Origin of the sequence: Pseudomonas sp. 8O, from assembly GCF_902506495.1 — a bacterium.
GTDB classification, from domain to species: domain Bacteria; phylum Pseudomonadota; class Gammaproteobacteria; order Pseudomonadales; family Pseudomonadaceae; genus Aquipseudomonas; species Aquipseudomonas chaetocerotis.
This window is the reverse complement of record NZ_LR733263.1, coordinates 250,961-266,020: the sequence shown is the minus strand read 5'-3', so window position 1 is coordinate 266,020 and position 15,060 is coordinate 250,961. Positions and strand designations below refer to the sequence as shown.

The 15,060-nt window shown below is 64.7% G+C and carries 12 protein-coding genes; 9 read left to right on the top strand and 3 right to left on the bottom strand.

Annotated features, from left to right (window positions below; all coding sequences use genetic code 11):
• Positions 1-168 precede the first annotated feature (168 nt).
• Entirely contained in the window at positions 169-825 is a 657-nt protein-coding gene (locus tag GV002_RS01220; RefSeq protein WP_160016694.1) for a TIGR04211 family SH3 domain-containing protein, read from the top strand.
• Positions 826-892: 67 nt separating this feature from the next.
• On the opposite strand, the gene ubiM is transcribed toward GV002_RS01220, so the two are convergent.
• A complete protein-coding gene (gene ubiM / locus GV002_RS01215) occupies positions 893-2,062 on the bottom strand; it encodes a 5-demethoxyubiquinol-8 5-hydroxylase UbiM (RefSeq protein WP_160016693.1) in 1,170 nt (389 codons plus the stop codon).
• Positions 2,063-2,391: 329 nt separating this feature from the next.
• Here ubiM and GV002_RS01210 point away from each other — a divergent pair, with 329 nt between their 5' ends.
• The 8 genes from GV002_RS01210 (at position 2,392) to GV002_RS01175 (ending at position 11,675) form a co-directional block, all read left to right on the top strand.
• Positions 2,392-3,378 (top strand): glucokinase, encoded by a 987-nt coding sequence (locus GV002_RS01210; protein WP_160016692.1) that lies wholly within the window; start codon positions 2,392-2,394, stop codon positions 3,376-3,378.
• A gap of 55 nt (positions 3,379-3,433) precedes the next feature.
• Positions 3,434-4,168, top strand: coding sequence for a response regulator (locus tag GV002_RS01205; protein ID WP_160016691.1), 735 nt, complete (start codon positions 3,434-3,436; stop codon positions 4,166-4,168).
• Complete coding sequence (locus GV002_RS01200) at positions 4,158-5,600, top strand: ATP-binding protein (protein WP_160016690.1); 1,443 nt, start codon at positions 4,158-4,160, stop codon at positions 5,598-5,600. Before GV002_RS01205 ends, GV002_RS01200 begins: the two co-directional genes overlap by 11 nt.
• Before the next feature lie 164 nt (positions 5,601-5,764).
• Complete coding sequence (locus GV002_RS01195) at positions 5,765-7,018, top strand: ABC transporter substrate-binding protein (protein WP_160016689.1); 1,254 nt, start codon at positions 5,765-5,767, stop codon at positions 7,016-7,018.
• A 262-nt stretch (positions 7,019-7,280) separates the two neighbouring features.
• The gene (locus GV002_RS01190; protein WP_160016688.1) at positions 7,281-8,189 is read left to right on the top strand and encodes a carbohydrate ABC transporter permease; all 909 of its coding nucleotides are present in this window, start codon (positions 7,281-7,283) and stop codon (positions 8,187-8,189) included.
• Positions 8,190-8,259: 70 nt separating this feature from the next.
• Positions 8,260-9,087, top strand: a complete 828-nt coding sequence (locus GV002_RS01185) for a carbohydrate ABC transporter permease (protein WP_160016687.1) — start codon at positions 8,260-8,262, stop codon at positions 9,085-9,087.
• A 10-nt stretch (positions 9,088-9,097) separates the two neighbouring features.
• A complete protein-coding gene (locus GV002_RS01180; protein ID WP_160016686.1) occupies positions 9,098-10,258 on the top strand; it encodes an ABC transporter ATP-binding protein in 1,161 nt (386 codons plus the stop codon).
• A 142-nt stretch (positions 10,259-10,400) separates the two neighbouring features.
• The gene (locus GV002_RS01175; protein WP_256667011.1) at positions 10,401-11,675 is read left to right on the top strand and encodes a maltoporin; all 1,275 of its coding nucleotides are present in this window, start codon (positions 10,401-10,403) and stop codon (positions 11,673-11,675) included.
• A gap of 94 nt (positions 11,676-11,769) precedes the next feature.
• Here GV002_RS01175 and mapR read toward each other — a convergent pair whose 3' ends face one another.
• The gene (mapR, locus tag GV002_RS01170; protein WP_160016685.1) at positions 11,770-13,182 is read right to left on the bottom strand and encodes a GntR family transcriptional regulator MpaR; all 1,413 of its coding nucleotides are present in this window, start codon (positions 13,180-13,182) and stop codon (positions 11,770-11,772) included.
• Between the two features lie 283 nt (positions 13,183-13,465).
• Positions 13,466-14,878: a cytochrome c oxidase accessory protein CcoG gene (gene ccoG / locus GV002_RS01165; protein WP_160016684.1), complete on the bottom strand. Its 1,413-nt coding sequence runs from the start codon at positions 14,876-14,878 to the stop codon at positions 13,466-13,468.
• Positions 14,879-15,060 lie beyond the last annotated feature (182 nt).

The following is a 15,060-nucleotide window of genomic DNA, read 5'->3' as shown; positions in this document are numbered from 1 at the left end:
CTGTCTGCTGTCGGCCCGTACCGGCAGGAATAGATGGCTATTGGCCGCTAGTGTGGCGTCTACGTCGCGAATTCTGCCTGCATCATGCTCGAGCGTGTTTTTGAACGCGTGGCCGGCAACGTCCATCCCGTTCGCCGGGTTCGTCTGACTGCCACGTGAAGATTGCCCATGTTTTTATCTCGTCATGCTCCATTCCAACCCCGCATTCTCGGTGCCTGCCTGCTGCTAGGTGGCCTGCTCGGCGGCGCACAGCCGTCTCTGGCCGAAGAGACGGCTGGTAACCAGCGCTGGGTCAGCGACAGCCTGAATACGTACGTGCGCAGCGGCCCCACCGATGGCTATCGCATCGTCGGCACCCTGGTCTCCGGGGAGAAAGTGGAGCTGCTGCGCACTCAGGGCGACTACAGCCAGGTGCGTAGCGCAAGCGGCACCAGCGTCTGGATTCCCAGCCGCGACCTGCAATCGGTACCAGGCCAGGCCGAGCGTCTGCCGCAGCTGGAACAGAAAGTCGCCGACCTCAGCGCGGAGCTCAAAGGCATCGACGACGCCTGGAAAATCCGTGTGCAAGGCATGCAGGAAACCCTGGATTCGCGCAAGAAACTGATCGACGAGCTGCAGGCTGCCCGCGGCGCGCTGGATGCCGAACTGACCACCACCCGTTCGCAACTGCGCGATGCCCAGGCGCAACTGGGCAACGAACAGCAGCAGGCGCTGATGCGCTACATGGCCTATGGCGGCAGCATCGCCGGCGCCGGGCTGCTGCTCGGGCTGATCCTGCCGACCATGCTGCGGGTCAAGCGCAAACGCAATGATCAGTGGGTGTAGGGCCTGTTTTCAGCGCATCGGTTCTGGATGCATTGTCCAGAATTGGCGACCAATCTCGTTCACTCTCCTAGTGAGCGGTGAGATGACGGGCGATGCCCTTCTTCAACGGCAGCAGACCCTGCGCCATGCGCAGGCCGGCACCGCGCATCAGGCGTGCGGGCAACTGGTCGTTGGTGTACAGCTCTACCAGCAGGTTAGTGGCCTGGTACAGCGGCCAGGTCGCCAGGCGTAGCTGACGCTCGTAGCGGGCCAGTGAGGCGGCTGCGCCGATGTCCTGGCGTTTGGCGTGGGCCGCCAACAGTGCATCGCTGAGCAGTTGCACACCGATCAGACCGAAGTTGAAGCCATGCGCGGTGACCGGATGCATACCCACTGCGGCGTCGCCGAGCAGGGCGCAGCGGGAACCGACCATGCGCCGCGCATAGGCGCCTACCAGCGGGTAGGCGTGGCGACTGCTGAGCAGTTGCATGGCGCCGAGGCGGCGGTCGAAGCGCCGTTCCATCTCGCGGGCGAAGCTGACTTCATCGAGCTTCTGCAGTCGTTCGATCTCGCGCGGTGGCAGGGTCAGTACGGTCGACGATTGCCGGCCATTGAGCGGTAGCAGGGCCAGGGTCTGGCCGTAGCCGAACCACTCCCAGGCCACGTGCCGGTGATCCTCTTCATGTTGCATGCGGCACACCAGCATGCTCTTGCCGAAGTCCTTCAGTTGCGCGCCTATACCGAGCTGGCGGCGGGTTTCCGAGAAGCGGCTGTCGGCCGCGACCAGCAGGCGCGACTGCAGCACCTGACCGTCCTGAAGCACCAGTTTCACCTCGCTCTGGCTCTGCTCGATAGCACGCACACTGGTGTCACACAGCAATTGCACATCGGCGCATGCGCTTACCGCCTGATAGGCGGCGCGGCGAATGGCCTGGTTGGCTACCAGATGGCCGAGGCGCTCGGCGCCGGCCTGTTCGGCGCGGATCTTCAGGGCGAACAGCGAGGGGCCGTTGAACACCTGGGCATCGCGCAGTACGGAGATCTCCTCGGTGGGCAGGCGTGACCATAATTCCAGGCGCTCGAGCAGGGCCTGTGAGCCGTGGGTGAGGGCGATCTCGCGGCCGTCGAAGGCCGGTTCGGCCAGCACTTGCTCGGACTGGCGTTCCAGTACCACGATGGACAGACCGTGCCCGGACAGGGCACGTGCCAGGCACAAGCCCGCCGGGCCGGCGCCGACGATGACGATATCGGGTGACATGCTGCAGCTCTCCGTGCGTGTGACCAGTAGGGCGGGTGAAACCCGCCGTGCGCAGATGCGAAGTGCGAGTCTAGGTCGCAGCAGCGCCGCAGATATTGTCCGGGATCATGCCGTGGGCTGAATGTGTTGTGCGGAGCGGGGGCTATGAGCGGGTATTCAATATTGTTGTTATTACAACTTTTAGCGGGTTGATAGGCGTAATTTTCGGGTTTACTGTGGTGCGCGTTGTCTGAACTACAAAAATAATTCGGGTTTGGAGTCGATGCCATGCATCCTCATTTTTCTGCAGGTGCCGATCAGCGAACGGCCTTCGCTCAGGAGTCGTTCTCGTGAAGCTGGCTCTTGTCGGCGATATCGGTGGTACCAATGCACGCTTTGCCCTGTGGCGTGACGAACAACTGGAGGCGGTGCAGGTTCTGGCTACCGCCGATTTCGAAGGGCCGGAACAGGCCATCGCTGCCTATCTGCAATCCCAGGACTTGCCGCTGGGCGCCATAGGCTCTGTGTGCCTGGCCTGCGCCGGACCGGTCAGCGGTGACCTGTTTCGCTTCACTAACAATCACTGGCGTATCGATCGTGCGGCGTTCTGCCAAACGTTGCAGATCGACCGTTTGTTGATGGTCAACGACTTCTCCGCCATGGCCCTGGGCATGACCCGCATCGCCGAGCATGAGCGTGTGCAGGTGTGTCCGGGGGAGGCGCAGGCAGACCGTCCGGCCCTGGTGATCGGTGCCGGCACTGGCCTCGGTGTCGGTACGCTGCTCGCGCAAGCAGATGGCAGCTGGCGGGTGCTGCCGGGCGAGGGCGGCCACGTCGACCTGCCCATTGGCAGCCCGCGCGAGGCCGCACTCTGGCAGGTCCTCTATCGCCAGCTGGGTCACGTGCGCGCCGAGGACGTGCTCAGTGGCAACGGCTTGCTGGTGCTGTATCGGGCCATCTGCGAGCTGGACGGTCAGCCGTTGCAGCACGCGACGCCGGCGGCCATCAGCGCCGCTGGCCTGGCGGGCGAGCCTGTGGCCGGCGAAGTACTGGAACAGTTCAGCTGCTGGCTCGGGCGCGTCGCCGGCAACGACGCGCTGACGCTGGGGGCGCGTGGTGGGGTGTATATCGTCGGCGGCGTGGTGCCACGTTTCGCCGAGCGCTTTCTGGCCAGCGGTTTTGCCAAGAGTTTCCGCGACAAGGGTTGCATGAGCCATTACCTTCACGGCATTCCGGTGTGGCTGGTGACGGCCGAGTACCCCGGCCTGACGGGGGCTGGTGTGGCCTTGCAACAAGCGCCGGACCATAGCCCGGATGCAAACCGGGAGAGCCGTTAATAGAACCCCGGATTTCATCCGGGTTACACAGCCAGAACAAGAAAGGTGGCGGACCATGAGCCAGCCCGGCAAATCGATTCTGCTGGTCGATGACGACCAGGAAATTCGCGAACTGCTCGATACCTACCTGAGCCGCGTCGGCTTTCAGGTGCGCGCCGTCGCCGATGGCGCCGCCTTCCGCCAGAGTCTGTGTGCGGAGTCGGCCGATCTGGTGATCCTCGACGTGATGCTGCCCGACGAGGACGGTTTCAGCCTGTGTCGCTGGGTACGCGAACACCAGCGCTTCGCCCAGGTGCCGGTGATCATGCTCACCGCCAGCTCCGACGAAGCCGACCGCGTGATCGGCCTGGAGTTGGGTGCCGATGACTACCTCGGCAAGCCGTTCAGCCCGCGTGAGCTGCTGGCGCGGATCAAGGCGCTGCTGCGTCGCGCGCAATTCACCCAGGAGCGCAGCGGCGAGGTGCTGGCTTTCGAGGACTGGCGCCTGGACATGGTCAGCCATCGGCTGTTCCACCGCGACGGCGAGGAGGTGATGCTGTCCGGCGCCGACTTCGCCCTGCTCAAGCTGTTTCTCGATCACCCGCAGCAGATTCTCGACCGCGACACCATCGGCAACGCCACCCGTGGCCGCGAGGTGATGCCACTGGAGCGCATCGTCGATATGGCCGTCAGTCGCCTGCGTCAGCGCTTGCGCGATACCGACAAGCCGCCACGGCTGATTCGCACCGTGCGCGGCAGCGGCTACCAACTGGCGGCCACGGTGAGCCTGCAGGCTGGCGATGGGCGTTAACCCACGGCGCTGGCTGCCGCGTTCGTTGCTCGGGCGCATGCTGCTGCTCACGCTGCTGGCGATATTGGCGGCGCAGACGCTGTCCAGCGTGATCTGGCTGTCGCAGTTGCGCGCCACCCAGCTCGAGGGACTGGTCACCACCGCGCGCAGCCTGGCGCATTCGATGTCCGCCAGCGTGCGTTACTTTCGTTCGCTGCCGGTGAATTACCGGCCGCTGGTGCTCGACCAGTTACGCAGCATGGGCGGCACACGCTTCGTCGTCAGCCTCAATGACCGACCATTGCAGATGAAGCTGCTGCCAGCCACGCCACGCAAGCAGGCGGTGACCGAGGCGGTGACCGAGGTACTGCGCCAGGCCCTGGGCAGCGCCGCCGACATTTCGGTGACCTTCGTCAGCCCGGATGATCTGCGCATCTTCAACGGCGGCCTGAAACTCGACGAACTACCGCGCTCCTGGGCGCATTACGCGTTGACCCTGGAGCCGGTCAATCCACCCGTGCTGGTGACGCAGATCCAGCTGGCGCCGGGGGAGTGGCTGTATATCGCATCGCTGCTGCCGGAGCCCTACACCAGCCTGGAGGAACCCATCCTGCCGACCCAGCAGCTGTGGTTCATCTTGCTGACCACTGCGTTTTTGCTGTTGTTCATCGGTTTGCTGGTGCATCTGCAGAGCCGTCCGCTCAAGCGCCTGGCGCGTACCGCGCGGCACCTGTCGCTGGGCGCGGAAGTGGAGCCAGTGGCCGAAGGCGGCGGCCGCGAGGTGGTCGAGGTGGCCCGCGCGTTCAATGCCATGCGCGAGCGCATCAGCCGTTACCTGACTGAGCGCAGCCAGCTGTTCAGCGCCATTTCCCATGACCTGCGCACGCCGATCACACGCCTGCGCCTGCGCGTCGAACTGCTGGATGACGAAAGCCTGCAGAGTAAGTTCGGGCGTGATCTGGACGACCTCGAGCTGCTGGTCAAAGGCGCGCTGCAATGCGTGAAGGACACCGACATTCACGAGAACATCGAGCCGGTTGACCTCAATCACCTGCTGCATGGGCTGACCGAACCCTACCTCGGCTCGGGCCGGGTGACCCTCGATGGCGCGGCGCGTGATCTGTATCCCGGCAAGCCGCTGGCCTTGCGTCGCTGTATCGGCAACCTGCTGGACAACGCACTGAAGTACGGCGAGCGTGCGCATCTGCACATCGAGGACGACGCCGAGGCGTTCGTCCTGCATGTCGATGACGAGGGCCCGGGTGTGCCCGAGCAGAAGCTCGAGCAGGTGTTCGAGCCGCACTTTCGCCTGGCCAGCCAGCAGCAGGGCTACGGCATGGGGCTCGGCATCGCACGCAACCTGGCGCACAGCCACGGCGGCGAGCTGAGCCTGCGCAACCTGCGCGACGGTGGGCTGCGCGTCACCCTCTGGTTGCCGCGTCAGAGTCGCTGAACGCGCCCTTGCGCCCCATGTCACGTGCTCGCACTGCTTTGTAACGGCTTGGTGACGTTCCAATACCCTTTGTTACCCCCAGCGCTATGGGGGCTGGGTAGACTCATTCGCAATGCAAGCACCACGACGTGCTCGCGAATAACAACAACAAGGTGTCTTATCCCATGAAAGCGATCTCTCGCCTGTCCTGTGCCATCTCCCTCGCTGTTCTGCTGCCCCTGTCCGCCACTGCCGGTGAAGTCGAAGTGCTGCACTGGTGGACCTCCGGTGGCGAAAAGCGCGCCGCCGACACTCTGCAGAAACTGGTCGAAGCCCAGGGCCACACCTGGAAGGATTTCGCCGTGGCCGGTGGCGGTGGCGAAGCGGCCATGACCGTGCTGAAGACCCGCGCCGTGTCCGGCAATCCGCCCGCTGCTGCACAGATCAAGGGCCCGGATATTCAGGAGTGGGGCGAGCTGGGCCTGCTCGCTGACCTCAACGGTGTCGCCGCCGAGCAGAAATGGGATGAGCTGCTGCCGCCTCAGGTGATCGAGGTAATGAAATACCAGGGCGACTACGTGGCGGTACCGGTCAACGTGCACCGGGTCAACTGGTTGTGGATCAACCCCGAAGTCTTCGCCAAGGCTGGCGCCACGCCGCCCACCACCCTCGACGAATTTTTCGCCGCCGCCGACAAGCTGAAGGCCGCCGGCTTCATCGCCATCGCCCATGGCGGCCAGCCCTGGCAGGACGGCACCGTGTTCGAGGACCTGGCATTCAGCATTCTCGGCGCCGACGGCTTTCGCAAGGCCTTCGTCGAGCAGGACCGCGCCACCCTGACCGGCGACAAGATGGTCGAAGTGTTCGCCGCCCTGCAGAAACTGCGCGGCTATATCGACGCCGACGCCGCCGGGCGTGACTGGAACAGCGCCACCGGCCTGGTGATCGACGGCAAGGCCGGCATGCAGATCATGGGCGACTGGGCCAAGAGCGAGTGGACCGCTGCCGGCAAGGTCGCCGGCAAGGACTACGAATGCCTGGCCTTCCCCGGCACCCAGGGCAGCTTCGCCTTCAATATCGACTCGCTGGCCATGTTCAAGATGAACGACGCCGATAACCGCAAGGCCCAGGAAGACCTGGCGCGCACGGTGATCGGCAACGAATTCCAGGCGTTCTTCAACCAGAACAAAGGTTCGATCCCGGTGCGCATGGACCAGGACATGAGCAGCTTCGACGCCTGCGCGCAGAAGTCCATGGCTGACTTCAAGGCGGCCGCTTCCGGTGGCGGCCTGCAGCCAAGCCTGGCTCACGGCATGGCCGCTTCCAGCTACGTGCAGGGTGCGGTGTTCGACGTGGTGACCAACTTCTTCAACGACCCCGAGGCCGACCCGAAGCGCGCCGCCCAGCAACTGGCGGCGGCGATCCAGGCGGTGCAGTGAGTCTGCGGGCCGCCTAGGCGGCCCTTGCCATAGTGCGGGTTTAAACCCCGCCGGTTCCGAGCCTTCCATCCCTGGCGCATGCCTTCATGCCTGCGCCACGGGATCGGCCGCGCCGTGCTTTCCACCCCTCTCCCTCTGGGAGAGGGGCCGGGGGTGAGGGTTTTGGGCAACTCGGATTTTTCAGCGCACCGCCGCCCCTCACCCCAACCCTCTCCCGAGGGAGAGGGGGCTTGTTTCCACCGTTGACGCAATGGAGTCACCCATGAGTTCAACCGCAGTCATCACCAAAGCCTCACCGCTGGACGTCCTGCAGCGCTGGCTGCCCAAGCTGGTGCTGGCGCCGAGCATGGTCATCGTGCTGGTGGGCTTCTACGGCTACATCGGCTGGACCTTCCTGCTGTCGTTCACCAACTCGCGTTTCATGCCCAGCTACAACTTCGTCGGGCTGCAGCAGTACGCGCGCTTGTGGGACAACGACCGCTGGTGGGTGGCGAGCCAGAACCTGCTGCTGTTCGGCGGCCTGTTCATCGCCATCAGCCTGGTCATTGGCGTGTTTCTGGCGGTGCTGCTGGACCAGCGCATCCGCCGCGAAGGCTTTATCCGCACCATCTTTCTCTACCCCATGGCGCTGTCGATGATCGTCACCGGCACCGCCTGGAAGTGGCTGCTCAACCCCGGCCTGGGCCTGGACAAGCTGCTGCGCGACTGGGGCTGGGAGGGCTTTCGCTTCGACTGGCTGGTGGACCCGGATCGCGTCGTCTACTGCCTGGTGATGGCTGCCGTGTGGCAATCCTCGGGCTTCGTCATGGCGCTGTTTCTCGCCGGCTTGCGCAGCGTCGATCAATCGATCATCCGCGCCGCCCAGGTCGATGGTGCCAGCCTGCCGAGCATCTACCTGCGCATCGTCCTGCCGAGCCTTGGCCCGGTGTTCTTCAGCGCGCTGATGATCCTCGCCCATATCGCCATCAAGAGCTTCGACCTAGTCGCCTCGATGACGGCCGGCGGCCCCGGCTACGCCTCCGATCTGCCGGCGATGTTCATGTACGCCCACACCTTCACCCGCGGCCAGATGGGCCTCGGCGCCGCCAGCGCGATGCTGATGCTCGGTGCGGTGCTGGCGATCCTGGTGCCCTACCTGTATTCCGAACTGCGAGGCAAACGCCATGACTAGTGTGAGCGTCGCGCAGCGACGATCTTCTGATGTCCTTCTCCCTCCGGGAGAAGGTGGCGCGAAGCGCCGGATGAGGGCGGTTAGCCTCAGCCGCCTGGCCATTCACGCCACCCTGATCCTGGCCTGCGCGGTGTACCTGGTACCGTTGCTGGTGATGCTGCTGACCAGCTTCAAGACCCCCGACGACATCCGCAGCGGCAACCTGCTGTCGATCCCGGACGTGTTCACCGTCATCGGCTGGGTCAAGGCCTGGGACGGCGTCGGCGGCTACTTCTGGAATTCGGTGAAGATCACCATCCCGGCAGTGCTGATCTCCACGCTGCTCGGCGCGCTGAACGGCTACGTGCTGGCCATGTGGCGCTTTCGCGGCTCGCAGCTGTTCTTCGGCCTGCTGCTGTTCGGCTGCTTCCTGCCGTTCCAGGTGATCCTGCTGCCGGCGTCCTTCACCCTCGGCCAGCTCGGCCTGGCCAACACCACCGAAGGCCTGGTGCTGGTGCACGTGGTCTACGGCCTGGCCTTCACCACGCTGTTCTTCCGCAACTTCTACGTGAGTATTCCCGAGGCGCTGGTGCGCGCCGCGCGCCTCGATGGCGCCGGCTTCTTCACCATCTTCGGGCGCATCCTGCTGCCGATGTCGGTGCCGATCATCATGGTCAGCCTGATCTGGCAGTTCACCCAGATCTGGAACGACTTCCTCTTCGGCGTGGTGTTCGCCAGCGGCGACACCCAGCCGATCACCGTGGCGCTGAACAACCTGGTCAACACCAGCACCGGGGCCAAGGAATACAACGTCGACATGGCCGCGGCGATGATCGCCGGGCTGCCCACTCTGCTGGTCTACATCCTGGCCGGTAAGTACTTCCTGCGCGGCCTGACGGCCGGCGCCGTCAAAGGTTGAGGTAATAACCATGGCTACCCTCGAACTGCGCAACGTCAACAAGTCCTACGGCAGCGGCCTGGCGGACACCCTGAAGAACATCGAACTGGCCATCGACGCCGGCGAGTTCCTGATCCTGGTCGGCCCCTCCGGCTGCGGCAAATCCACCCTGATGAACTGTATCGCCGGCCTGGAGAGCATCAGCGGCGGGGCGATCCTGATCGATGGCGCCGACATCAGCGGCATGAGCCCGAAGGATCGCGACATCGCCATGGTGTTCCAGTCCTACGCGCTGTACCCGACCATGACGGTGAAGGACAACATCGCCTTCGGTCTGAAGATGCGCAAGCTGCCGCCGGCCGAGATCGAGGCCGAGGTAGCGCGCGTGGCCAAGCTGCTGCAGATCGAGCATCTGCTGGGTCGCAAGCCCGGCCAGTTGTCCGGTGGCCAGCAGCAGCGCGTGGCCATGGGCCGGGCGCTGGCGCGGCGGCCGAAGATCTATCTGTTCGACGAACCGCTGTCGAACCTCGACGCCAAGCTGCGCGTGGAAATGCGCACCGAAATCAAGCTGATGCACCAGCGCCTGAAGACCACCACGGTGTACGTCACCCACGACCAGATCGAGGCCATGACCCTGGGCGACAAGGTGGCGGTGATGAAGGACGGCATCATCCAGCAGTTCGGCACCCCGCAAGAGATCTACAACGATCCGGCCAACCAGTTCGTCGCCAGCTTCATCGGCTCGCCGCCGATGAACTTCATCCCACTGCGCGTGCAGGTGCGCGATGGCCAGTGCTTTGGGCGGCTGGATTCGGCGGCCGGCGCTCCGGGGCAGGCGTGCTGCGAGCTACCGCTGGGCGCGGCGGCCGAACTGGAAGGGCGCGAGCTGATTCTTGGGGTGCGTCCTGAACAGATCCAGTTGGCCGCTGCCGCAGCAGCGCTGCCGAGCCTGCGCGCTGAGGTCGAGGTGGTCGAGCCGACGGGGCCGGACACCCTGGTGTTCGTCAGCCTCAACCAGACCAAGGTGTGCTGCCGCCTGGCGCCTGATGCCACGCCGCAAGTGGGCAGCAGCCTGGATCTGCAGTTCGATCCGGCACGCGTGCTGCTGTTCGATGCCAGCAGTGGCGAGCGCCTGCGCCCGGGAAAGCGCCAGGCCACTGACAACAAGGTGGCCCAGTTCAAGCTCGGTTAGCCGCGTAGCCCGGATTGCATCCAGGTTATGCGGCGCACCCAGTCACATAGGGTGCGTCATGCGCACCAAGGAAACGAAAAAAACCGTCGCTGCGGCGGCTATTGCGCAGCATCCGTAACAATAAAAACAATCAGGAGCAACGATGAAGACCACACAGCAAACTGCCCCTCAACTCCTTGGTGCGCACCGCCTGGGCGGCCCCGCGAAACCCTACCTACTGGCCGTTGCCGTTGCCGTGGCCTTGACCACGCCGCAGGTGCAGGCCGTCGAGTTCACCGGTTACGTGCGCAGCGGCATCGGTGGTGCGGATACCGGCGGCACGCAGCAGTGTTTCCAGTTGCCGGGCGCGCAGTCCAAGTACCGCCTGGGTAACGAATGCGAGCAGTACATCGAACTGGATCTGCGCCAGGATCTGTTTCGCCTGGACGATGGCTCGGTGATCAGCGTCGAAGGCATGGCGCAGTTGTACAACCAGTACGGCCACACGCCCAAGTTCACCGGCGACTACGGCTTCGCGCGGATGAACCAGATGTACGCCGAGTGGAGCAACATGCCGGCGCTGGGTGGCGGTTCGCTGTGGGCCGGGCGGCGTTTCTACAAGCGTAACGACATCCACATCACCGATTTCTACTACTGGAACCAGAGCTCCACCGGTTTCGGTATCGACGAGATGAAGATCGGCGACCTCAAGTACAGCTACGTGTTCTCGCGCAAGGACAACTACGACCAGGAACCGTACATCAACCGCCACGATTTCAACGTTGGCGGCTTCCAGATCAACCCGGGTGGCGAGCTGGAAGTGGGCGTCAGCTACATCGACAAACCGGACAGCACCGACAGCCACAGCGGCTGGGCGGTGACCGCACAGCACAAGCAGCAGGGCTTCCTCGGTGGGGTCAACACCGTCGCTCTGCAATATGGTCGTGGGCCGGGTACCGCGCTGGGTTACACCGGCGATCCGACCCTCGACAGCAGCAACCGCAGCTGGCGCCTGGTGGAGTTCTTCGACTTCCAGATGACCCCGCGCCTTGGCGGCCAGGTGCAGCTTGTCTATCAGAAGGACAAGCGCCCGGACGGTGCGGACCAGAACTGGCTGTCCATCGGCGGGCGTACCAGCTATGCCTTCACCGAGCAGTTCAAGCTGGTCGGCGAGATCGGCCGCGATCAGGTCGAGGCGCCCGGCGGCACGCGCAAGCTGACCAAGTTCACCATCGCGCCGACCTGGTCGCCAGCCGGCCCCGGTTTCTGGGCGCGTCCGGAAATTCGCCTGTACTACACCTACGCCAGCTGGAACCGCGCGGCGCAGCAAGCCGCCAACCTGTTGGCCGACGGCTCGGCATTATCCGAGAACGGCGCCTTCGGCAGCGCGCGCAACGGCTCCAATTTCGGCGTGCAGGTCGAGTACTGGTGGAAGTAGCCCGAAGGTAAGGGTGCGTCGCCGTGCGCACCAAGACCGTAGCCCGGATGCAATCCGGGGCGATTCTTGCTCCGGCTCCCGGATTTCATCCGGGCTACAACAACCCCGCCACCAGGCGCCCGAGTACTTCCATGGCCTGTTCGCTGCGCGGGCTCCACGGGTGGCCGTAGTTCAGCCGCGCGCAGTGACGAAACCCCTGGCTGGCGGAGAATATCGGCCCCGGCGCCAGGCTGATGCCCTGGGCAAGCGCCAGACGCAGCAGTTGCAGTGAGTCCAGGCGCTCGGGGAATTCGAACCAGAGGAAGTAACCGCCCGCCGGCCGCGTGACCCGCGTGCTGGCAGGAAAGTGCCGGGCAGCCGAGGCCAGCATCGCGCTCTGCTGCATTTCCAGGGCGTGGCGCAGCTTGCGCAGGTGACGGTCGTAGCCGCCGTGCTGCAGATAATCGGCCAGCGCCGCCTGGGCCGGCACCGAAGGCGAGATGGTGGTCATCAGCTTGAGTCGGGCGATCTGCTCGGCATAACGCCCGCCGGCCACCCAGCCGATGCGATAACCCGGCGCCAGGCTCTTGGAGAAGGAGCTGCAATGCATCACCAGCCCTTCACGGTCGAAGCTCTTCACCGGCTTGGGCGGGTGGCTGCCGAAGTAAAGCTCGGCGTATACGTCGTCCTCGATCAGTGGCACCTGATGCTCGACCAGCAGCTCGTACAGCGCCTGCTTCTTGGTCTCGCTCATGCTCGCGCCCAGCGGGTTCTGCAGGCTGCTCATGAACCAGCAGGCCTTGATCGGCAGTTGCTTGAGGCTCTCCGACAGGGCGCCCAGGTCGATGCCTTCGCGCGGGTGCACGGGAATCTCCACGGCCTTGAGCTTTAGCCGCTCCAGCACCTGCAGGCAGGCGTAGAAGGTCGGCGACTCGATGGCCACCAGGTCGCCCGGTTGGGTCACGCACTGCAGGCAGAGGTTGAGCGCCTCCATGGCGCCGTTGCTGATCACCAGCTCCTCCATCGGCAGCATCACGCCGCTGACCATGTAACGCAGGGCGATCTGCCGGCGCAGGTCGGCGTTGCCGGCGGTCATGTCGGCGATGATCTCGTGCGGCGAGAGCCTGCGCAGCGCGTGCGCCATGCTCTTGGCCAGGCGCGGCAGGGGGAACAGGTCGGGGCTGGGGAATGCCGAGCCGAAGGGCACGGTGTGCGGATCTTTCAACGAAGCGAGTACGGAAAACACCAGCTCGCTGACGTCCACCTCGGTGGTCTGCGCTGCGTGGGCGGTCAGTTCCGGCTCGTGCAGCGGGCGTTTGGCGTGTTCGCGGACGAAGTAGCCCGAGCGCGCCCGCGCCTGGATCAGGCCGCGATCCTCCAGCAGGTAGTAGGCCTGGAACACGGTGGACGGGCTGACGCCGTAGGTGCGGCTGGCATGGCGCACCGAGGGCACCTTCTCGCCAGGGCCGAGCACGCCGGTGCGGATCAGCTCGGCGATCTCGTCGGCGAATTTTTCGTAGCGTTTCATCCTGTCCTGGTTCACCGACGCAAAGGGTACGGGCGAACACTTTACGGGGTGAGCGGCAGACATGGCAGTGCCTCGTGAAGGGGACGTACAGCGGCTGTAGGAGCGGATTCATCCGCGATTGATGCGGTGCGCCGGTTTCGCGGATAAAACGGAATGCCGCCCAGCCGCTCCTACAAGGTGTGTAGCAACCGTAGCCCGGATGCAATCCGGGGCGATTCGATGTGCGCCCCCGGATTGCATCCGGGCTACGGCGCGGGTGGCCCATTCGCCTCGGGACGAAGCGCTAGCGCAGCGGCGCCAGGAAGGTGCTCTGGGTGCTCACGCGGCTTTGTGAATCGTCCTGGTCGCGTACCTCGAAACGCAGGGTTTGCGGCCCGGCCGCATTGTGCGATGCCGTCAGCGCGACGCTCACCGGCAGGTCGCGAATCTCCCCCGGCGCCAGCTTCAGTGTGCTCGGGCCATGCAGTTCGAAGTCGCCGGCCTGGGCCAGCGAGATGGCGTAGCTGCGTGGCTGCTGGGTCTTGTTGATGATCTTCAGGCTGTAGATATTCTCGATCTGGCCCAGGGCGTTCTCACGGAATAGGCCACGGTCGCGGGTCACGTCCAGGGAGATCAGCGGCCGCTCGGCCAGGGCCCAGACGAAGGCGCCGATCATCACCGCCAGCATCGCCGCATAGCCGATCAGGCGCGGGCGCAGCCAGTGGGTCTTGCCGCCGGCCAGCTCATTCTCGGAGCTGTAGCGCACCAGGCCGCGAGCATAGCTGAGCTTGTCCATCACGCTGTCGCAGGCGTCGATGCAGGCGCCGCAGCCGATGCATTCCAGCTGCAGGCCGTCGCGGATGTCGATGCCGGTGGGGCAGACCTGTACGCACATCGTGCAATCGATACAGTCGCCCAGGCCCTCGGCCTTGTAGTCGGCGTCCTTGCGGCGCGGGCCACGGTTCTCGCCACGGGCGGCGTCGTAGGAGATGACCAGCGTATCGCTGTCGAACATCACGCTCTGGAAGCGCGAGTAGGGGCACATGTCGCGGCATACCTTCTCGCGCAGCCAGCCAGCGTTGATGTAGGTGGCGGCAGTGAAGAACAGCACCCAGAACGCCGTGGTGGCGCCGACTTCGAGGGTCGCCAGGTCGAGCGTCAACTGGCGTACCGGCGTGAAGTAACCGACAAAGGCCATCGCCGTGATCACGCTCACCACCAACCACAGGCCGTGCTTGGCACTGCGCCGGGCCAGTTTCTGCAGCGACCAGGGCGCGGCATCGAGTTTGATGCGCTGGCCACGGTCGCCCTCGGTGATCTGCTCGACGCGCATGAAGACCCAGGTCCATACGCTCTGCGGGCAGGCGTAGCCGCACCAGACGCGGCCGGCCAGCACGGTGATGAAGAACAGGCCGAAGGCGGCGATAATCAGGATCGCCGAGAGCAGGATGAAATCCTGCGGCCAGAAGGTCGCGCCGAAGATATGGAACTGGCGGTTGTCCAGATCCCAGAGCACAGCCTGGCGGCCATTCCAGTCGATCCAGGCGGTGCCGAAGAACAATAGGAACAGCAGGCCGGCGCCCAGCAGGCGCAGGTTGCGAAAGCGCCCGGTGAAGCTGCGCGTGTGGATCGGGCCACCGGCCTGGGCCGGTGTCAGGCGAATCGGTTTGGCGGGGTCGATGGTCTCGACGCTGTGCACGGGGATCAGATCGGTCATGTCGTGCCCTCATCAGGCGTTTATCAGGCTGGCGCCATGATCCGAGTGGGGCTGTTCGCAAAACAGACTCAGGTTTTCGATAAAAAAGCGGATCAGATGATCTAGTGGTACTCCGGGTAAAACCGCTGACAGGCCGCCGAACCGCGCCATTTCTGGCGCCAGGAGCCTTCATGTCGAGCGAT